Annotated in this window: 17 protein-coding genes and 1 tRNA gene; 17 read left to right on the top strand and 1 reads right to left on the bottom strand. The window is 37.8% G+C overall.

Annotated features, from left to right (window positions below; translation table 11 throughout):
- The coding region (locus BLP98_RS07220) for a sensor histidine kinase (RefSeq protein WP_142349362.1) at nt 1-588 on the top strand (588 nt) is incomplete at its 5' end.
- A 668-nt stretch (nt 589-1,256) separates the two neighbouring features.
- Nucleotides 1,257-1,991: a LytR/AlgR family response regulator transcription factor gene (locus BLP98_RS07215; RefSeq protein ID WP_081341176.1), complete on the top strand. Its 735-nt coding sequence runs from the start codon at nt 1,257-1,259 to the stop codon at nt 1,989-1,991.
- A gap of 42 nt (nt 1,992-2,033) precedes the next feature.
- Here BLP98_RS07215 and BLP98_RS07210 read toward each other — a convergent pair.
- Nucleotides 2,034-2,122: transfer RNA gene (locus BLP98_RS07210), tRNA-Ser, on the bottom strand.
- A 152-nt stretch (nt 2,123-2,274) separates the two neighbouring features.
- Here BLP98_RS07210 and rsgA point away from each other — a divergent pair.
- The 15 genes from rsgA to gltB all read left to right on the top strand — a co-directional run bounded on the left by rsgA (nt 2,275) and on the right by gltB (nt 20,925).
- Nucleotides 2,275-3,147, top strand: a complete 873-nt coding sequence (gene rsgA, locus BLP98_RS07205) for a ribosome small subunit-dependent GTPase A (RefSeq protein ID WP_074482597.1) — start codon at nt 2,275-2,277, stop codon at nt 3,145-3,147.
- 6 nt (nt 3,148-3,153) lie between these two features.
- Nucleotides 3,154-3,816, top strand: coding sequence for a ribulose-phosphate 3-epimerase (gene rpe / locus BLP98_RS07200; RefSeq protein WP_074482596.1), 663 nt, complete (start codon nt 3,154-3,156; stop codon nt 3,814-3,816).
- The gene (locus BLP98_RS07195; protein ID WP_074482595.1) at nt 3,809-4,441 is read left to right on the top strand and encodes a thiamine diphosphokinase; all 633 of its coding nucleotides are present in this window, start codon (nt 3,809-3,811) and stop codon (nt 4,439-4,441) included. The genes rpe and BLP98_RS07195 overlap by 8 nt, the downstream gene beginning before the upstream one ends.
- Nucleotides 4,442-4,443: 2 nt before the next feature.
- On the top strand, nt 4,444-5,718 hold the full coding sequence (gene rmuC, locus BLP98_RS07190) for a DNA recombination protein RmuC (RefSeq protein WP_074482594.1): 1,275 nt from the start codon (nt 4,444-4,446) through the stop codon (nt 5,716-5,718).
- Nucleotides 5,708-6,649 (top strand): 3'-5' exoribonuclease YhaM family protein, encoded by a 942-nt coding sequence (locus BLP98_RS07185; protein WP_074482593.1) that lies wholly within the window; start codon nt 5,708-5,710, stop codon nt 6,647-6,649. Before rmuC ends, BLP98_RS07185 begins: the two co-directional genes overlap by 11 nt.
- A gap of 151 nt (nt 6,650-6,800) precedes the next feature.
- Nucleotides 6,801-7,616 carry a pur operon repressor gene (gene purR, locus BLP98_RS07180; protein WP_074482592.1) on the top strand — a complete coding sequence of 272 codons (816 nt, stop codon included), beginning with the start codon at nt 6,801-6,803 and terminating at the stop codon, nt 7,614-7,616.
- A 264-nt stretch (nt 7,617-7,880) separates the two neighbouring features.
- On the top strand, nt 7,881-8,294 hold the full coding sequence (rpsL, locus tag BLP98_RS07170) for a 30S ribosomal protein S12 (protein WP_009854984.1): 414 nt from the start codon (nt 7,881-7,883) through the stop codon (nt 8,292-8,294).
- A 21-nt stretch (nt 8,295-8,315) separates the two neighbouring features.
- On the top strand, nt 8,316-8,786 hold the full coding sequence (gene rpsG / locus BLP98_RS07165) for a 30S ribosomal protein S7 (protein ID WP_004233289.1): 471 nt from the start codon (nt 8,316-8,318) through the stop codon (nt 8,784-8,786).
- Between the two features lie 198 nt (nt 8,787-8,984).
- Nucleotides 8,985-11,063 (top strand): elongation factor G, encoded by a 2,079-nt coding sequence (gene fusA / locus BLP98_RS07160; RefSeq protein ID WP_033153375.1) that lies wholly within the window; start codon nt 8,985-8,987, stop codon nt 11,061-11,063.
- A gap of 207 nt (nt 11,064-11,270) precedes the next feature.
- Nucleotides 11,271-12,284, top strand: a complete 1,014-nt coding sequence (gene gap / locus BLP98_RS07155; RefSeq protein ID WP_021143165.1) for a type I glyceraldehyde-3-phosphate dehydrogenase — start codon at nt 11,271-11,273, stop codon at nt 12,282-12,284.
- Nucleotides 12,285-12,467: 183 nt separating this feature from the next.
- Complete coding sequence (locus tag BLP98_RS07150; RefSeq protein WP_074482591.1) at nt 12,468-13,664, top strand: phosphoglycerate kinase; 1,197 nt, start codon at nt 12,468-12,470, stop codon at nt 13,662-13,664.
- A 155-nt stretch (nt 13,665-13,819) separates the two neighbouring features.
- Nucleotides 13,820-14,365 (top strand): FUSC family protein, encoded by a 546-nt coding sequence (locus tag BLP98_RS07145; protein ID WP_074482590.1) that lies wholly within the window; start codon nt 13,820-13,822, stop codon nt 14,363-14,365.
- Between the two features lie 81 nt (nt 14,366-14,446).
- Entirely contained in the window at nt 14,447-14,818 is a 372-nt protein-coding gene (locus tag BLP98_RS07140; RefSeq protein ID WP_015695674.1) for a MerR family transcriptional regulator, read from the top strand.
- Nucleotides 14,819-14,863: 45 nt separating this feature from the next.
- Entirely contained in the window at nt 14,864-16,210 is a 1,347-nt protein-coding gene (gene glnA, locus BLP98_RS07135) for a type I glutamate--ammonia ligase (protein WP_074482589.1), read from the top strand.
- A 197-nt stretch (nt 16,211-16,407) separates the two neighbouring features.
- The gene (gene gltB / locus BLP98_RS07130) at nt 16,408-20,925 is read left to right on the top strand and encodes a glutamate synthase large subunit (RefSeq protein ID WP_074482588.1); all 4,518 of its coding nucleotides are present in this window, start codon (nt 16,408-16,410) and stop codon (nt 20,923-20,925) included.
- The last annotated feature ends 2 nt before the right edge of the window (nt 20,926-20,927 follow it).

Here is a 20,927-nt window from a genome sequence, read left to right as displayed (position 1 = left end):
AGTTTTAGACATGACTACGCTAATGTTTTGATGAGTTTAAAAGTGGGAATTGACCAAGGTAATTTAGATGACATCAAGAAAATTTACGAGGAAATTACTGCCGATTCAACGAAATTAGTCAACAATAATAAATTTGATTTGACTCGTTTGGCCAATATCACAGACAGTGGTGTTAAAAGTCTTATGTCAGCTAAGTTTTTGCAGGCAGAAAATCAAGACATTGCGATTAGTATGGAAGTTTCAGAAAGAATGGAAAATCCCAAAATTCCTTTGATTTCTTATATCCGCATCTTGTCAATCCTTTTCGACAATGCTATTGAAGCAGCTTTGGAGTCAGAACACCCAAAAATTTCAGTCGCTAATTTCTACCAAGATGGAGACTTTGTTTTCATGATTGAAAATTCGACAAAAAATGAATCGGTAGATTTGGATAAGATTTTTGAGCGTGGTTACTCTACAAAAGGAGAAAATCGTGGACTCGGTTTAGCAACCTTGATGGATTTTCAAGACGATTATGAAAATTTGTCCATTGAAACAAGTAGTTCAGATTATAAATTTACTCAAATTATTCGTGTTTTTGAGAAATAATGACTGCTAAAAAACACAATTTTGGTCCTGTTAGGAATGTTTTTGGTCCTGTTAGGAATTGAAGGCTAAAATAGCATTAAAAAAAGGTATGATAGGTAGTGGTTATCTAAGGATAACTTGTTGGTTGGCGCAGTGAAAATAGTTGATTTCTTTTTCATCTTGCTTTTTGGGTTAGTGGCAAAATAGTTTAAGAAGTCATTTTGATTTTAATGATTATTCAACGTGCTATTTCATACACATTGTTATTTGGAGATTAGGGGAAAATAACTAGTGTTATTGTCAAGCATCTGTTCAACTTTTTGACATCTGTCTTTTCAGAGAATACTTACAATACTTTTAAAATCATTTTTTGGGGAAGATATAGGTGATTTATGCGCTAGTATTAGTGTTTTTCTGGGAGAAAAATCCATCCATAAAAAAGATCTACTTGATATTAAAAGGAAATAGCTTAATATGACTTTAGAGAGAAAGACGAGCGGAGCAATAGTATCCTTCATCGACCGCATACCAACCCTCTCTATAAGGACTAATGATTGAATGATTAATAAAGCGACTATTTTCTCTTGCATGCAGCCAATAGCTTTTTTGGGTCCCTGTCGGTCGATAGGGATTTTTTATGTGTTACAATAATAGATGATCAATTATGTTATTGTTTAAGGGAGAAAACAATGATTGATATCTATGTATTAGAAGACAATGTAAATCAACAATTCCGAATCGAGAATATCATTGAAGAATTGCTTGATGCTAATCAGTGGGAATGCCGCCATTTTGAACTATTTAGTGAACCTGATTGTTTAGCTAACCTAGTGGATGAATCTTTTCCGCAAATTTTTTTCTTGGATATTGATATTCATGGAGACAATACCAAAGGAATTGAAGTTGCTAAAGTGATAAGGGAAAAGTCACGTACAGCAACTATTGTTTTTGTAACAACTCACTCTGAGTTCATGTTGTTAACCTATCGAGCACAGGTAAGTGCGCTTGATTTTATTGATAAAACAGATAAAGATGACCTTGTAAAAGAAAATCTAAAAAAATGTTTGCAAAAAGTTTTTGATGATCAAGTGCTAAAAGTTCCTCAAGAAATTTTCGTTTTTGAAAACAATAGAACTAAAATACGAATTCCAATGGACGACATACTTTATTTTGAAACTGCTGAGAGTCACCGCTTGAAGCTGATTACAAAGACTGGACAACGTAATTTTTATGGTTCTATTAAAGAAGTGATGAAAGCAAATCAGAAATTATTTAGATGTCATAAATCGTACCTTATTAACCTAAACAACGTTGTTAGTTTAGATAAAAAAGAAGGTGTGGTCTATTTTGGCAATCATAAAACATGTTATGTTTCTAAAAAATATGTCAAAGAATTGAAATCAAAAATGGAAGACAAAAAATAAAGCCAGCTCATCAGCTGGCTTTTGTTGTTGCGTGGTATGAAAAGGAAAGGACGGGATTTGAACCCGCGTGTGAAAGGATTCCACTTGCCAGATTTCGAGTCTGGTGCCGTACCAAGCTGGGCCACCTTTCCAAAGTTTGAATGTCTGTTCGCTTTAAAAAGACAATGTCATTATACGCCTTTGGGCTCAAAAAGACAATCAAGTGAAATCTTTTGTCTTGATTACTGAATAAACGCCCATTTTTTGCTATAATGAGACTATCAATCAAAAAAAGGAAATACATTTGCAAGGTAGAATTATCAAGTCTCTAGCAGGTTTTTATTATGTTGAATCTGACGGAGTGATTTATCAAACGCGTGCGCGTGGAAATTTTAGAAAAAAAGGTCAAACACCTTATGTAGGTGATTTTGTTGAATTTTCAGCAGATGACCACTCAGAAGGTTATATTTTAGCGATTCATGACAGAAAAAATAGTCTAGTCCGTCCACCAATTGTCAATATTGATCAAGCGGTGGTCATTATGTCAGCTAAAGAGCCGGATTTCAATGCTAATTTGTTGGATCGTTTCTTAGTTTTATTGGAACATAAAGCGATTGAGCCAATTGTTTATATTTCAAAAATGGATTTGTTAGAAAATCCTGATGAGATAACAGCGATTCAGAAACAGTATCAAGAAATTGGTTACCAATTTTGCACCACTTTAGAAGAATTGCTTCCGCTCTTAACTGATAAAGTGACTGTTTTTATGGGACAAACTGGTGTCGGCAAATCAACATTGCTTAATAAGATTGCCCCTGAACTAAAATTAGAAACAGGCGAAATCTCAGATAGTCTTGGACGTGGTCGACACACGACACGAGCTGTTAGTTTTTATAATGTCAATGGTGGAAAAATTGCTGATACGCCAGGTTTTTCATCACTGGATTACGAAATTACTAATGCAGAAGATCTTAATAATGCATTCCCAGAATTACGTCGCTTGAGTCGTTTCTGTAAATTCCGCTCGTGCACACATACTCATGAGCCTTCATGTGCAGTAAAAGACGCTGTTGAGGCTGGAGAACTTTGGCGATCACGTTATGATAACTATCTCCAATTTCTCAGTGAAATTGAAAATCGTCGTGAAACATATAAAAAAGTTGTAAAAAGAAAGTAGGTACTTATGTCAAACAATAAAATCGCTCCATCAATTTTAGCTGCTGATTACGCTAATTTTGCTTCAGAATTAAAACGTATCGAAGAAACTAGTGCTGAATATGTACATATTGATATTATGGATGGCCAATTTGTACCTAATATCACTTTTGGTGCGGATGTTGTGGCTAGCATGCGTAAACATAGTAAACTTGTCTTTGATTGTCATCTAATGGTTGTTAATCCAGAACGTTTTGTTGATGCATTTGCTCAAGCCGGTGCTGACATTATGACAATTCATGCTGAGTCAACTCTTCACATTCATGGCGCATTACAAAAAATTAAAAAAGCTGGTATGAAAGCTGGTGTTGTTATTAACCCAGGTACACCTGTTTCTGCTATTGAACCTGTTTTGAACTTGGTTGACCAAGTGCTTATCATGACAGTTAACCCAGGATTCGGTGGACAAGCCTTTATTCCTGAAATGCTTGAAAAAGTAAGCAAAGTTGCTAAGCTTCGTGATGAAAAAGGATATGATTTTGATATCGAAGTTGATGGTGGTGTAGATAACAAGACAATCAAAGCCTGCTATCAAGCTGGAGCAAACGTCTTTGTTGCTGGTTCATATCTCTTCAAAGCAAGTGATTTAGCAGCACAAGTAGAAACATTACGTGTGGCGTTAGATGACTAAAGTAGCTGTATTTGCTGGTGGTCAATTATTAGATTTTTCCACTGAATTTGATATTTTTGTTGGCGTAGATCGAGGAAGTTTGTTCTTATTAGAAAATCACCTTCCGTTAGATTTTGCAGTTGGTGATTTTGATTCGGTTAGTAAAGATGAATTACAACGAATTAAGACTAAGGCAGAGATTTTTATTCAAGCTAGTCCTGAGAAGGATGACACCGATACAGAATTAGCTTTAAAAAAGGTTTTTGAGCAGTACCCAGAAGCACAAGTAACGATTTTTGGTGCCTTTGGTGGTCGTATTGATCACATGATGTCAAATCTATTTTTGCCTGGTGATCCTGATTTGGCGCCTTTTATGCGTCAGATAACTTTGCGAGATAAACAAAATAGCATTCAGTTTTATCCAGCTGGGGTATGTCAAGTTTTGCCAGAAGATGGAATGACTTACGTTTCTTTCATGGCTGATGGCGATGCAGATTTAATCATTGAAGGGGCTAAATATAATTTGGATGCTAGTAATTTTTTCAAGAAAAAAATCTATTCTAGTAATGAATTCCTAGATCAGCAGCCTATTACAGTTACGTTAGAGTCAGGTTATCTTATCGTTATTCAAAGTAAGGATAGGTAAAGATGTTAGTATTAACTTTATTGTTGGGAGTCATTAGTATTGCTTTGCTGATTTATCTGTTATCAAAAATTGCAAAGCTAACTGATGATTTATCACAAAAAATGGACGATAATGCAGATAATTTATCAGATCAGGTATCTTATCAACTTGATTTAGCTCAGAAGGATCAAGTGCTAGCGCTAAATAATCAGCTGAATCGTCTGCAAAATGATCTATACACGCAATTAAATGATATTCGTGATGTTCTTCATAAAAGTTTAAGTGATAATCGTGATCGTTCTGATCAACGTCTAGAAATTATCAACCGTAATTTGACAAATTCTGTTAAAGAAATGCAAGCGTCTAATGAAAAACGCTTAGAAGAAATGCGCCAGACGGTTGAAGAAAAACTAGAACAAACGTTGCAGAATCGCTTGAAAGCTTCATTTGAGACGGTATCGAAACAATTAGAATCAGTTAACCAAGGCTTGGGGGAAATGAAAACAGTCGCTCAGGATGTTGGAACTCTAAACAAGGTGCTCTCTAATACTAAAACACGTGGTATTCTTGGTGAGTTGCAATTAGGGCAAATCATTGAAGACATTATGACACCAAGCCAGTATGAACGAGAAGTTCCAACGGTTTCTGGTTCAAGCGAACGTGTTGAATATGCCATTAAACTTCCAGGAGTTGAAGACGATGGTTATGTTTATTTACCAATCGACTCAAAATTCCCTTTGGAAGACTATTATCGCTTAGAAGATGCCTATGAAAACGGCGATAAAGAACAAGTTGAACTTTATCGTAAGTCACTTTTAAATAGCATTAAACGTTTTGCTAAAGATATTAATAAAAAATATTTGAATCCACCTGAGACAACTAATTTCGGTATTATGTTTTTACCGACAGAAGGTTTATATTCAGAAGTGGTTCGCAATGCTAGTTTCTTTGATAGTTTGCGACGTGATGAAAATATTGTTGTGGCTGGTCCGTCAACATTGTCTGCCTTATTAAATTCACTTGCTGTCGGCTTCAAAACTCTTAATATTCAGAAAAATGCGAACGATATAAGCAAAATTTTAGGAAATGTTAAGGTGGAATTTGAGAAATTTGGTAATATGCTTGTTAAAGCTCAAAAACAAATTAACACTGCAAATAACACTTTAGACAGTTTAATTTCTACTCGAACAAATGCCATTATTCGTGCTTTGAATACAGTAGAGTCCTACCAAGATCAAGCAACGACAAGCTTGCTTAACCTCCCGCCATTAGAAGAAGAGGACAATCATGAAAATTAGTCAAATGAAAAAAGATGAACTCTTTGAAGGGTTCTATTTGATAAAAACTGCAGAACTTCGCAAAACAAGGGCTGGTAAAGATTACATTGCCTTTACTTTCCAGGATGACAGTGGTGAGATATCTGGCAATCTTTGGGATGCTCAACCTTATAATGTTGAAGAGTTCACTGCAGGTAAAGTTATTTATATGAAAGGGCGCCGTGAGGTTTATAACGGAACACCTCAAGTCAATCAAATTACGCTTCGTAACACTCGTGAAGGTGAACCAAACGACCCACGTGATTTTAAAGAAAAATCACCTGTTGATGTTCTTGATGTCAAAGATTACCTTGAGCAAATGATGTTCAAGATTGAAAATGCTGTTTGGCAACGTGTTGTTCGAGCACTTTATCGTAAATATGATAAAGAATTCTTCACTTATCCGGCTGCTAAAACAAATCACCATGCTTTTGAATCAGGACTTGCCTACCATACAGCTACTATGGTACGTTTGGCAGATGCGATTGGCGATGTTTACCCTCAACTCAATAAGAGCTTGCTTTACGCTGGTATCATGTTACATGATTTAGCTAAAGTTATTGAATTAACAGGACCTGACAACACTGAGTATACGGTTCGTGGTAATTTAATTGGCCATATTGCCTTGATTGATGAGGAAATTACTAAAGTTCTCACAGAGTTAAATATCGATGATACTAAAGAAGATGTTATTATTCTTCGTCACGTTGTCTTAAGTCACCATGGGTTGCTTGAATACGGAAGTCCAGTTCGTCCTCGTGTTATGGAAGCAGAAATTATTCATATGATTGATAATATTGATGCGGAAATGATGATGATGACAACAGCTTTGAGTCGAATTGATGAAGGTGAAATGACAAATCGTATCTTTGCTATGGATAATCGTTCTTTCTACAAACCAAAATTAAAATAGTTAAATGACTGTATATTTTAATAATTACCACTTTGGAATGCCTTTACATTAAGAAAAAACATAAAAATACACATTTTTTTATTAAAACGTTCGTTTTTTTCGCTTTCTTATGATATAATGACAAAAACAGATACTAAAAGATGGAGAAATTATGAAATTACGACGTAGTGAACGCATGGTTGTCATCTCCAACTATTTGATTAACAACCCCTATAAGTTAACAAGTTTAAATACTTTTGCTGAAAAATATGAAGCAGCAAAATCTTCTATCTCTGAAGATATCGCCATCATTAAAAAAGCTTTTGAAGAATCTGGAATTGGCGAAATTGAGACTGTTACAGGGGCAAGTGGAGGTGTCATTTTTACACCAGGAATCTCTGAAGAAGAAGCAAGATCGGTTATTGAAGATTTACGTGATAGTATGTCAGAAAGTAATCGTATCCTTCCAGGTGGTTACATTTATTTATCAGATTTGCTAAGTACCCCACGCATTTTACAAAGTGTTGGGCGTATTATTGCTAATGCCTTTAAAGGAAACAAAATTGATGCTGTTATGACAGTTGCTACAAAAGGTGTGCCGTTGGCAAATGCTGTGGCTAACATTTTAAATGTTCCTTTTGTTATTGTTCGTCGAGACCTTAAGATTACTGAAGGATCTACCGTTTCTGTCAATTATGCAAGTGGTTCAAGTGACCGTATTGAAAAAATGTTCTTATCAAAACGTAGCTTGAAACCAAATAGCCGAGTACTGATTGTTGATGACTTCCTTAAAGGTGGGGGTACAATTTCTGGTATGGTTAGTCTTTTAACAGAATTTGATAGTACGCTTGTCGGAGTTGCAGTCTTTGCTGAAAATGCACAAGAAAAACGTGACCGCATGAACTATAAATCATTGCTAAAAGTTTCAGAAATTGATGTTAAGAATAACCACGTTAAAGTTGAACTTGGTAACATTTTTGACAAATAAAACAGAGAGGCGTGAGCCTCTTTTTTTGTGGATTAGATCTTATGCTTCATTACTGAAAAACTTTTAGGAAAATCAAGAAAATAAAGCCAAATCAATTGACATGTTGACTCTAGTGTGATATTATTATGAATGGTACTTTTTACTTTTGGTCTCTCCAGAGTGTACAGAGACGTGCTGACAAATGTTGCAAAGTACACATTTTAGATAAGGACTGTCACCAAGCGCCTTATCAACCAAAATAAAAATCTTACAGGAGAAAAGTAGATGCCTACAATCAACCAGTTGGTACGTAAACCACGTAAATCTAAAGTTGAAAAATCTAAATCACCAGCTCTTAACGTTGGTTACAACAGCCACAAAAAAGTTCAAACTAACGTATCTTCACCACAAAAACGTGGTGTTGCAACACGTGTTGGAACAATGACACCTAAAAAACCTAACTCAGCCCTTCGTAAATTCGCTCGTGTACGTTTGAGCAACCTTATCGAAGTTACTGCATACATCCCAGGTATCGGACACAACCTTCAAGAACACAGTGTTGTTCTTATCCGTGGTGGACGTGTAAAAGACCTTCCAGGGGTACGTTACCACATCGTTCGTGGTGCACTTGATACTGCAGGTGTTGCTGACCGTAAACAAGGCCGTTCTAAATACGGTGCTAAACGTCCTAAAGGATAATAAGAAGGGAGATAAGAAAGAATGAGTCGTAAAAATAGAGCGCCAAAACGCGAAGTATTGCCAGATCCATTATACAATTCACAACTTGTAACACGTCTTATCAACCGTGTTATGCTTGATGGTAAACGTGGTACAGCTGCATCAATCGTTTATGATGCATTTGAACAAATTAAAGAAGCTACTGGAAACGATGCACTTGAAGTATTCGAAACAGCTATGGAAAACATCATGCCTGTTCTTGAAGTACGTGCACGTCGTGTCGGTGGTTCTAACTACCAAGTCCCAGTTGAAGTTCGTCCAGAACGTCGTACAACTCTTGGACTTCGTTGGTTGGTAAACGCATCACGTGATCGTGGTGAACACACTATGAAAGATCGTCTTGCAAAAGAAATCCTTGATGCTGCTAACAACACTGGTGCTTCAGTTAAAAAACGTGAAGATACACACCGTATGGCAGAAGCAAACCGTGCATTCGCACACTTCCGCTGGTAATCAGCAAGATAAAGGTACGAAGCTTCGAATACATTTAATCTGTTTTACTACTGGTATTCGAGCAATGCTTAATCAGAGATTCTGGTCTAAGTCGTATCAAATTTAATAAAACATCTTTAGAACGGGTAGGTCCTGCCTATCCGTTCTAAAAGTATGTTATAATAAAGTAGTAAACTAAATTTATAATAGGAGAAAAAAATGGCTCGCGAATTTTCACTTGAAAAAACTCGTAACATCGGTATCATGGCTCACGTCGATGCTGGTAAAACAACAACAACTGAGCGTATTCTTTACTATACTGGTAAAATCCATAAAATCGGTGAAACACACGAAGGTGCTTCACAAATGGACTGGATGGAACAAGAGCAAGAACGTGGTATCACAATCACTTCTGCCGCTACAACTGCACAATGGAAAGACTACCGTGTAAACATTATCGACACACCAGGACACGTGGACTTCACAATCGAAGTACAACGTTCTCTTCGTGTTCTTGATGGTGCGGTTACAGTTCTTGACTCACAATCAGGTGTAGAACCTCAAACTGAAACAGTTTGGCGTCAAGCTACTGAATACGGTGTTCCTCGTATCGTATTCTCAAACAAAATGGATAAAATCGGTGCTGACTTCCTTTACTCAGTAAGCACACTTCACGATCGTCTTCAAGCTAACGCTCACCCAATTCAATTGCCAATCGGTTCTGAAGATAGCTTCAGCGGTATCATTGACTTGGTTCGTATGAAAGCTGAAATCTATACTAACGACCTTGGTACAGATATCCTTGAAGAAGACATCCCAGCTGAATACGTAGATCAAGCTAACGAATACCGTGAAAAATTGATCGAAGCAGTTGCTGAAACTGATGAAGACTTGATGATGAAATACCTTGAAGGTGAAGAAATCACTGAAGCTGAATTGAAAGCTGCTATCCGTAAAGCAACTATCAACGTTGAATTCTTCCCAGTTCTTTGTGGTTCTGCCTTCAAAAACAAAGGTGTTCAAATGATGCTTGATGCGGTTATCGATTACCTTCCAAGCCCACTTGACATCCCTGCAATCAAAGGTGTTAACCCAGATACAGATGAAGAAGAAGAACGTCCAGCTTCAGATGACGAACCATTTGCAGCCCTTGCGTTCAAGATCATGACTGACCCATTCGTAGGTCGTTTGACATTCTTCCGTGTTTACTCAGGTGTATTGAACAGCGGTTCTTACGTTCTTAACACATCTAAAGGTAAACGTGAACGTATCGGACGTATCCTTCAAATGCACGCTAACCACCGTAACGAAATCGAAACAGTTTACGCTGGTGATATCGCCGCTGCTGTTGGTTTGAAAGATACTACAACTGGTGACTCATTGACAGATGAAAAAGCTAAAGTCATCCTTGAATCAATCGAAGTTCCAGAACCAGTTATCCAATTGATGGTTGAACCTAAATCTAAAGCTGACCAAGATAAAATGGGTATCGCTCTTCAAAAACTTGCTGAAGAAGATCCAACATTCCGTGTTGAAACAAACGTTGAAACTGGTGAAACAGTTATCTCTGGTATGGGTGAACTTCACCTTGACGTCCTTGTTGACCGTATGAAACGTGAATTCAAAGTTGAAGCAAACGTAGGTGCTCCTCAAGTATCATACCGTGAAACATTCCGTAAAGCTACTCAAGCACGTGGATTCTTCAAACGCCAATCTGGTGGTAAAGGTCAATTCGGTGATGTTTGGATTGAATTTACTCCAAATGAAGAAGGTAAAGGTTTCGAATTCGAAAATGCTATCGTTGGTGGTGTGGTTCCTCGTGAATTCATCCCTGCAGTAGAAAAAGGTCTTCAAGAATCTATGGCTAACGGTGTTCTTGCTGGTTACCCAATGGTTGACGTTAAAGCTAAACTTTACGATGGTTCTTACCACGATGTCGACTCATCTGAAACTGCATTCAAGATCGCTGCATCACTTGCACTTAAAGAAGCTGCTAAAACTGCACAACCAGTTATTCTTGAACCAATGATGCTTGTTACAATTACAGCTCCTGAAGAAAACCTTGGTGACGTTATGGGTCACGTTACAGCTCGTCGTGGACGTGTTGATGGTATGGAAGCTCACGGTAACAGCCAAATCGTTCGTGCCTTCGTTCCACTTGCTGAAATGTTCGGTTACGCAACAGTTCTTCGTTCTGCAACTCAAGGACGTGGTACATTCATGATGGTATTTGACCACTACGAAGACGTTCCTAAATCAGTTCAAGAAGAAATCATCAAGAAAAATTCTGGTGAATAATTACTAATAAAAAGGATGCTCAAATGAGCGTCCTTTTTTGTAATGAAAACGGTAATAATATTTGCAATTTTGCCGAAATAGTTATATAATAATAGCGTTGAAAGGTTGATTTGTGCCTACGTAAGTTAATCTTTTCACAATTGTCTAAAAGGGAAACCTTTTAAAATAAAAAATTTTTTTTTGATTTTCATAAGGAGGAAATCACTAATGGTAGTTAAAGTTGGTATTAACGGTTTCGGTCGTATCGGTCGTCTTGCATTCCGTCGTATCCAAAACGTTGAAGGTGTTGAAGTAGCTCGTATTAACGACCTTACTGACCCAGCTATGCTTGCTCACTTGTTGAAATACGATACAACTCAAGGTCGTTTCAACGGTGATGTTGTTGTTAAAGATGGTGGTTTTGAAGTTAACGGTCAATTCGTTAAAGTTTCTGCAGAACGTGACCCAGAACAAATCGACTGGGCTAACGACGGTGTAGAAATCGTTCTTGAAGCAACTGGTTTCTTTGCAACTAAAGCTGCTGCTGAAAAACACTTGCACGAAGGTGGAGCTAAAAAAGTTGTTATCACTGCTCCTGGTGGATCAGATGTTAAAACAATCGTATTTAACACTAACCACGAAATCCTAGATGGTACTGAAACAGTTATCTCAGCTGGTTCATGTACAACTAACTGTCTTGCACCAATGGCTGACGCTTTGAACAAAAACTTCGGTCTTAAAGTTGGTACAATGACTACAGTTCACGGTTACACTGGTGACCAAATGACTCTTGATGGACCACACCGTAAAGGTGACTTCCGTCGCGCACGTGCTGCTGCTGAAAACATCGTTCCTAACTCAACTGGTGCTGCTAAAGCTATCGGTCTTGTTATCCCTGAATTGAACGGTAAACTTCAAGGTCATGCACAACGTGTACCAGTTCCAACTGGATCACTTACTGAACTTGTTTCAGTTCTTGACAAAAAAGTAACTGTTGAAGAAGTTAACGCTGCTATGCAAGCTGCTGCAACTGAATCATTCGGTTACAACACTGACCAAGTAGTTTCAAGCGATATCGTAGGTATCTCATTCGGTTCATTGTTTGACGCAACTCAAACTGAAGTAACTGAAGCTGCTGACGGTACTCAATTGGTTAAAACTGTTTCATGGTACGACAACGAAATGTCATACACTTCACAACTTGTTCGTACTCTTGAATACTTCGCAAAAATTGCTAAATAATCATTGAGTTGATCAGTTAAAGAGAGGATTTATTCCTCTCTTTTTTGTTTTCCACAAATATTTTTGCTTTCTCAAAAATCAGTAGTATGTAAGCTGAGGGACAAAAACTATTGATTTAACTACCTCTTTTAAAGGTTTTGTGATATAATTAGCATGTATAAAAAAATATAAGGAGTCCTATCAATGGCTAAATTGACTGTTAAAGACGTTGATTTGAAAGGTAAAAAAGTTCTTGTCCGTGTTGACTTTAACGTACCTTTGAAAGATGGCGTTATCACTAATGACAACCGTATTTCTGCGGCTCTTCCAACAATCAAGTACATCATCGAACAAGGTGGTCGTGCAATTCTTTTCTCTCACCTTGGACGTGTTAAAGAAGAAGCTGATAAAGAAGGTAAATCTCTTGCTCCAGTAGCAGCTGATTTGGCAGCTAAACTTGGTCAAGAAGTTGTCTTCCCAGGTGTTACACGTGGTGCTAAACTTGAAGAAGCTATTAACAACCTTAAAGATGGTGAAGTTCTTCTTGTTGAAAACACTCGTTTTGAAGATGTTGACGGTAAAAAAGAATCTAAAAACGATCCAGAACTTGGTAAATACTGGGCTTCACTTGGTGACGGAATCTTCGTTAACGATGCATTCGGTACTGCACACCGTTCACACGCATCTAACGTAGGTATCTCTGCAAACGTTGAAAAAGCTGTTGCAGGTTTCCTTCTTGAAAACGAAATTGCATACATCCAAGAAGCTGTTGAAAACCCAGTTCGTCCATTTATCGCAATCCTTGGTGGTTCAAAAGTTTCAGATAAAATCGGTGTTATCGAAAACTTGTTGAAAAAAGCTGATAAAGTTCTTATCGGTGGTGGTATGACTTACACATTCCTTAAAGCACAAGGTATTGAAATCGGTAACTCACTTGTTGAAGAAGACAAACTTGAAGTTGCTAAAGAACTTTTGGCTAAAGCTAACGGTAAATTGATCTTGCCAGTTGACTCAAAAGAAGCTAACGCTTTTGCTGATTACACTGAAGTTAAAGATACTGAAGGTGCAGCTGTAGATGCAGGTTTCCTTGGTCTTGATATCGGTCCTAAATCAATCGCTAAATTTGATGAAGAATTGACTGGTGCTAAAACTGTTGTTTGGAACGGACCTATGGGTGTGTTCGAAAACCCTGATTTCCAAGCTGGTACAATCGGTGTAATGGACGCTATTGTTAAACAACCAGGCGTTAAATCAATCATCGGTGGTGGTGACTCAGCTGCTGCAGCTATCAACCTTGGCCGTGCAGACAAATTCTCATGGATCTCTACTGGTGGTGGTGCATCTATGGAACTTCTTGAAGGTAAAGTACTTCCAGGTCTTGCTGCATTGACTGAAAAATAATTCTCATCATTGAGAAAAAAGAGCCTTTGAGGCTCTTTTTTTGTTGGCATAAGAAGGGATTTCTTATAAAGTAGTGATTGCGGTAAGCGTATTCATACCTAGCGAAAACAATTTAAAGTGTGATAAAATAAAGAAAATAAATTGGGTTGTGAGTTATGAAATATCTAAAAAATCTTTTATCGAATTATAAATTTGATCCGAGTAAGTTTAAGTTAGGGATGCGAACGCTTAAGACAGGTTTATCTGTTTTTTTGGTTCTCTTATTATTTCATTTATTTGGGTGGGAAGGGTTGCAGATTGGAACACTGACGGCTGTTTTCAGCTTACGTGAAAGTTTAGATAAGAGTGTACACTTTGGTTTTTCACGTATAGTTGGAAATAGTGTTGGTGGTTTTTTATCTTTGCTCTTCTTTTTAATTAATCAATTTTTTCATAATCAATTTTGGGTAACTTTGGTGTTTGTTCCGGTGTTTACCATGTTAGGGATTATGATTAATGTTTCTATTAATAATAAGGCTGGAATTATTGGCGGAACATCAGCGCTTTTGATTATTACTCTATCAATTCCTGCTGGTGATACGATTTTATATGTTTTTGCAAGGGTATTTGAAACTTTCTGTGGTGTTTTTGTAGCTATTCTTGTCAATTCAGATGTAGACATGGTTCGAGGGTGGTTGAAACAGAGAAATGAAAAAAATTAGGTTTTAATGTTATATTTTCTGACATATGGGGTTGACAGTTTAGAATTTTCAGACTATAATAATTATCGGAAGGAGGTCATCATGAAAGAAAAAGAACTCAGACGTTCCATGGCGGTTTTTCCCATTGGGACAGTAATGAAATTGACCGATTTAACAGCACGTCAGATTCGTTATTATGAGGATCAAGGGTTGATAACCCCAGAACGTACTTCAGGTAACCGTCGTATGTTTTCATTGAATGACATGGATCGATTGCTTGAAATTAAAGATTTCCTTGACGAGGGGCTTAATATTGCGGCTATTAAGCGTGAGTACGCTGATAGACAAGATAAAGCACTTCAAAAGCAGAAGTCTTTAACTGATGCTGATGTTCGTCGAATCTTACAAGATGAACTCCGAAACCAAGGTCGTTTTTCGGCCCCATCACAGTACATTAGCAATTGGCGCATTTAATAAGCGCCGCTCGGTTATTTCGGTTTTAAAAGGAGACCTAAATTCATGACTATTACAGCAGCTGACATCCGTCGCGAAGTCAAAGAAAAAAATGTTACATTTTTACGCTTGATGTTCTCAGATATCGCTGGAACATTGAAAAACGTAGAAATCCCAGCAACTGACGAACAACTTGACAAAGTCTTGTCAAACAAAGCAATGTTTGATGGATCTTCAATCGAAGGTTTTGTACGTATCAACGAATCTGATATGTTCTTGCATCCAGATCTTGATACATGGACAGTATTCCCTTGGGGTGGTGAAAATGGTGCTGTTGCAGGTTTGATCTGTGATATCTACACTCCAGAAGGTGAACCATTTGCAGGTGACCCACGTGGTAACTTGAAACGTGCGCTTCGTCACATGGAAAAAGTTGGTTTCAAATCATTTAACCTTGGTCCAGAACCAGAATTCTTCTTGTTCAAATTGGATGAAAAAGGTGAACCAACTCTTGAAGTAAACGACCGCGGTGGTTACTTTGACCTTGCACCAACTGACCTTGCAGATAACACTCGTCGTGAAATCGTTAATGTTTTGACTGAAATGGGATTTGAAGTTGAAGCAAGTCACCACGAAGTTGCGATTGGTCAACACGAAATTGACTTTAAATATGCTGATGTTTTGAAAGCTTGTGATAACATTCAAATTTTCAAACTTGTTGTTAAAACAATTGCTCGTAAACACGGTCTTTACGCTACATTCATGGCTAAACCTAAATTCGGTATCAACGGTTCAGGTATGCACTGTAACATGTCATTGTTTGACTACGATGGAAACAATGCTTTCTTTGAACCAGAAGATCCAAAAGGTATGCAATTGTCTGAAACAGCATATTACTTCCTTGGCGGTTTGATGAAACATGCTTACAATTACACTGCAATCATGAACCCAACTGTAAACTCATACAAACGTTTGGTTCCTGGTTATGAAGCACCAGTTTACATTGCATGGGCTGGACGTAACCGTTCACCACTTATCCGCGTACCTGCATCACGTGGAATGGGTACTCGTTTGGAACTTCGTTCAGTTGACCCAACTGCTAACCCATATCTTGCTCTTGCAGTCCTTCTTGAAGCAGGTCTTGATGGTATTGAAAACAAAATTGAAGCTCCAGCTCCGGTTGAATCAAATATCTACATCATGACACAAGAAGAACGTAAAGAAGCTGGTATTCGTGATCTTCCATCAACATTGCACAATGCCGTTAAAGCTTTGCAAGATGATGAAGTGGTTAAATCTGCTCTTGGAAATCACATCTTTACAAACTTTGTGGAAGCTAAGAAAATTGAATGGTCAAGCTATGCGGCCTTTGTTTCACAATGGGAAATTGATAACTACCTAGATCTTTACTAAGATATAGCGGTAATAATAAGTAAGACAGCTTTAAGCTGTCTTTTTTTTACTTAAAAATACCACATTCTCATTAGAAAGTTTAAATAAGAGCTATTCTAATTAGATATAATGTGGTATAATGTGAAGTAAATATTCTGAATAATTAGACTATTTTAGTCTATTTTAGACTATTTGTATTAATGATAGGAGTAAGAGCTATGAATGAAAGTGCTTTGAGGGCGCAGCAAACAACGCTTTGGGATCCATCTTTTGAATCGGATGCTTGCGGGATGGGGTTTGTTGCACAACTCGATGGTGAAGCAAGTCATACTTTGATTGAATATGCCTTGACAATGTTGACACGTATGAATCACCGTGGTGGTACAGGTGCAGAGCCTGATACTGGTGATGGTGCCGGAATGTTGCTTGCTTTACCAGATGAATTTTTCCAAGTAAAAGCAAAAGAAGCAGGTTATGATTTACCTAAAAAAGGTGACTATGCTGTTGCACAACTATTTTTACCCCAAGATACTGAGGCTAAAGATAGTCTTTTAGAAGCAGTTAAAGCAGAAATTAAATCAGCTGGTTTCCATGTTTTGATGACTCGTGATGTGCCATTCAATTATGACAATTGTGGTCCAGCGGCACAAGAAATTATGCCAAGTTTTGTACAAGTTTTTGTTAAAAAACCTGATGATACCAAAGCTGGTCGTGATTTTGAAGACAAATTGTTCCGTCTACGTCGTCAACTTGAAAAGAGCTTTTCATCTGATGAATTTTTCATCTGTTCTCTTTCAAGCAAAACAATTGTGTATAAAGGGATGCTTCATGCCTTCCAAGTTGGTCTTTTCTATCCTGACTTGCAAGATGAACATTTCAAATCTCACATTGCTTTGACACACTCACGTTTCTCTACAAATACTTTCCCATCTTGGGATCGTGCGCAACCATTCCGTTTCTTGGCCCACAATGGTGAAATTAATACCCTTCGCGGTGCAGAAAACTGGATGCACAGTCACCAGATTGAAGTTTACAATGAAGAGAATTCAGATTCTGCAAAATTAGAAAACTGTCTAGAATATCTTTACCGTAATGGACGTGATATTCCACAAAGTCTTTTGATGATGGTACCAGAAGCTTGGGGTGATGAATCAGGACTTACTGATGATCTTAAAGCATTTTATGAATATGCTTCAAGCTTTGTAGCTCCATGGGATGGTCCAGCCGCTCTTGTCTTTACAGATGGTGATATGGTTGGTGCTCGTTTGGATCGTAATGGTTTGCGTCCTAGTCGTTATTCATTGACAAAAGATAACTTCTTAATCTGTTCAAGTGAATCTGGTGTTGTTGACCTTGAACCAAGTCGCGTCATTGAAAAAGGTGTGCTTGGTCCGGGTAATATGATGTTGATTGACACAACTTCAGGTAAATTGATGCGCAATGAAGAAGTGAAAGCTTATTATGCTGCACAACATCCATATAAAGAATGGGTAGAAGAAAATATTGCACATCTTAATGATTTTGAAGCTTCAGAATTAAATCAAGAAACAAATGACATTGAAACAATGTGGAAAGCTTACGGATATAATGAAGAAGTTATTCGTACAGCTATTCTTCCAATGTCTGAAAAAGGTGAAGAACCAGTTATCTCTATGGGATTTGATAGCCCATTAGCAGTTCTTTCTAATAAGAGTCAATCTCTTTTCACTTTCTTTAAACAACAATTCGCACAAGTTACTAACCCACCAATTGATGCTATTCGTGAACAAATCGTTGTTTCAACAAGTGTTTACCTTGGTGGTGATGGTAATTTCAAAGCTGATGGTGCTGATAACTGTGTTAAAGTTAAAATTGATAGCCCAGTTCTTTCAAGTGAAGACTTTGCTAAAATTGCTAACTTGCAAGACGAACGTTATCGTGCAACAACTCTATCTACAGTTTATGATGTTGTGGAACCATCACATAATCGTTTGCAACGTGCGCTAGAAAATCTTTTCAAAGCAGCTGAAAAAGCTGTTGATAATGGTAGCAAAATTATTATCCTTTCTGACCGTAATGTTAAAGAAAACCAAACAACTATTCCAATGCTTTTGGCTGTTTCTGGTTTGAATAACTACATGGTTGTTAAAGGAAAAGCTAGCCAATTCTCAATTGTAGTTGATACGGCAGAAGCTATTGAAGTTCACCATTTTGCAACTTTAGTTGGTTATGGTGCTGCAGCTGTTCACCCTTATGGTGCTTATGCAACATTGAAGGAATACGGTAAAGATGCAACTGCCTTTGAAAAATATCGTAAAGCAGCTGAAAAAGGTATTGTTAAAGTCATGAGTCGTATGGGGATTTCTACAATCCTTGGTTATAAAGGGGCTCAATTGTTTGAAGCAGTTGGTCTTTCTGACTCAGTTGTTAATAAATACTTCACAGGTACGGTAACTCGTATCGGCGGATTGTCACTTGATCAAATTGAAAAAGAATATCTTCAACGTATGGAAGATGCATTTGGTCCTCGTCGTGGTGATTATTTGCAAAGTGGCGGTATCTATCAATTTAAAGCAGATGGTGAATACCACCTCTTCAATCCGCATACAGTCTATAATTTCCAACAAGCTGTTCGTAAGGGTGACTACAAACTCTTTAAAGAATATACAGCTGAATTGGATAAAGAAGCTTTAGCAACTCCAACAACACTCCGTTCAATCTGGGAATTTAAATCAGATCGTCCAAAAGTTGACCTTTCTGAGGTCGAACCAGCTGAAACAATCGTTAAACGTTTCAAAGTTGGTGCTATGAGTTTTGGTTCACTTTCTAAAGAAGCACACGAAACAATTGCTGAAGCAATGAACTCAATCGGAGCTAAATCGAACTCTGGTGAAGGTGGCGAAAACCGCAATCGTTTCAAAGTACAACCAGATGGTCGTAACTTGAACTCTAAGATTAAACAAGTCGCTTCAGGACGTTTTGGTGTTAATGCTGAATACCTTATGTCTGCTGAAGAAATCCAAATCAAGTTGGCACAAGGTGCTAAACCTGGTGAAGGTGGACAATTGCCTGGTCAAAAAGTCTTCCCATGGGTTGCTGAAATTCGTGGTGCAACGCCTGGTGTACGTTTGATTTCACCACCACCTCATCATGATATCTACTCAATTGAAGATTTGGCACAATTGATTTATGACCTTAAAGCCATCAATCCTTACGCTAAAATCAATGTTAAATTGGTTTCAAGTACTGGTGTTGGTACAATCGCTACAGGTTGTGTAAAAGCTGGTGCTGATAAGGTTGTTATTTCTGGTTATGATGGTGGTACTGGAGCTTCTCCACGTAACTCTGTCCGTGATGCTGGTCTTCCATGGGAAATGGGCTTGGCTGAAGCACATCAAACATTGTCACTTAACCGTCTCCGTCAACGTATGACACTTGAAACAGATGGTAAATTGATGACTGGTCGTGATGTTGCCATTGCTACACTTCTTGGTGCAGAAGAATATTCATTTGCAAGTTTGACATTGATTTCTATCGGTTGTGTCATGATGCGTGTATGTTCACTTAATACTTGTCCTGTTGGTGTTGCAACTCAAAATCCAGAGCTTCGTAAACATTTTGCTGGTAAACCTGAACATGTTATCAACATGATGATGTTTATGGCAGAAGAATTGCGTGAATACATGGCTGAACTTGGTTTCCGTTCTGTTGATGAAATGGTTGGTCACTCAGAAATCTTGAAAGCAAAATTCATTCCAAAAGGAAAAGCAAAATCACTTGATTTCTCTCGTATGCTTGGAACTGCTTATCCAATTGAACGTAAAACTGAAGATCCATTTGCAGAAGCACGTCAATGGAAAGAATTGGATGGATTTGCTAAAGCAGCTGTTGATAATGGTGCAGGCGTAACCGTTAAAGAAACAATTAATAATGTTCAACGTGCTGTTGGTGCTCGTATGGCCGGTTGGATGGCGGAACGTTACGGTAACTATTCAGTTGAACCTGGTTTGATTAAATACGAATACACTGGTATTGCTGGTCAATCATTTGCAAGCTTTATTACCCAAGGTATGGAATTGACTTTGATTGGTGAAGCCAATGACTACATTGCTAAATCAATGTCAGGTGGACGTTTAATTGTTAAGCCACCTCATGATGCTGCCTATGATATTGAAAATTCACCAATTGTTGGTAACGTTGCTCTATTTGGTGCTGTTAAAGGTGAAGCATACTTTGCTGGTCGTGCTGGGGAACGTTTCTGTGTTCGTAACTCAGGTGCAAAAGTTGTTGTTGAAGGTGTTGGAGCCCACGGTTGTGAATACATGACAGGTGGTGTTGCTGTTATCCTTGGTACAACAGGTCGTAACTTTGCCGCTGGTATGAGTGGTGGTGTTGCTTACGTTTACGATGTAAATGGTGACTTTGCTGAAAAAGTTAACCGTCAAATGGTTGACCTTTACAAAGTTGGTGAAACACGTGGTGATGATGTCTTAGTTGAGATGATTCAAAAACACTACGAATACACTGGTAGTGCCAAAGCGAAACGTTTGCTTGATAATTGGGCACAAGAAGTTGATAAATTTGTCAAAGTTTACCCAACTGAGTTCCATGAAATTAATAATATCGAACATGCTCTTGCCAATAAAGGTTTAGAAGGTGACGAACTTGAATTACGTACCTTCGAAATTGCAACTGGCGGTGCAGAAACAGCAGCAGAAAAAGAAGAACTTCTCGCACAAGTAACAGGGGGTAAATAAAA

Source organism: Streptococcus equinus (genome assembly GCF_900104225.1).
Lineage (GTDB): Bacteria > Bacillota > Bacilli > Lactobacillales > Streptococcaceae > Streptococcus > Streptococcus equinus_D.
Note: the sequence above shows the minus strand (reverse complement) of the source record. Positions and strands in the feature narration are given on the sequence as shown.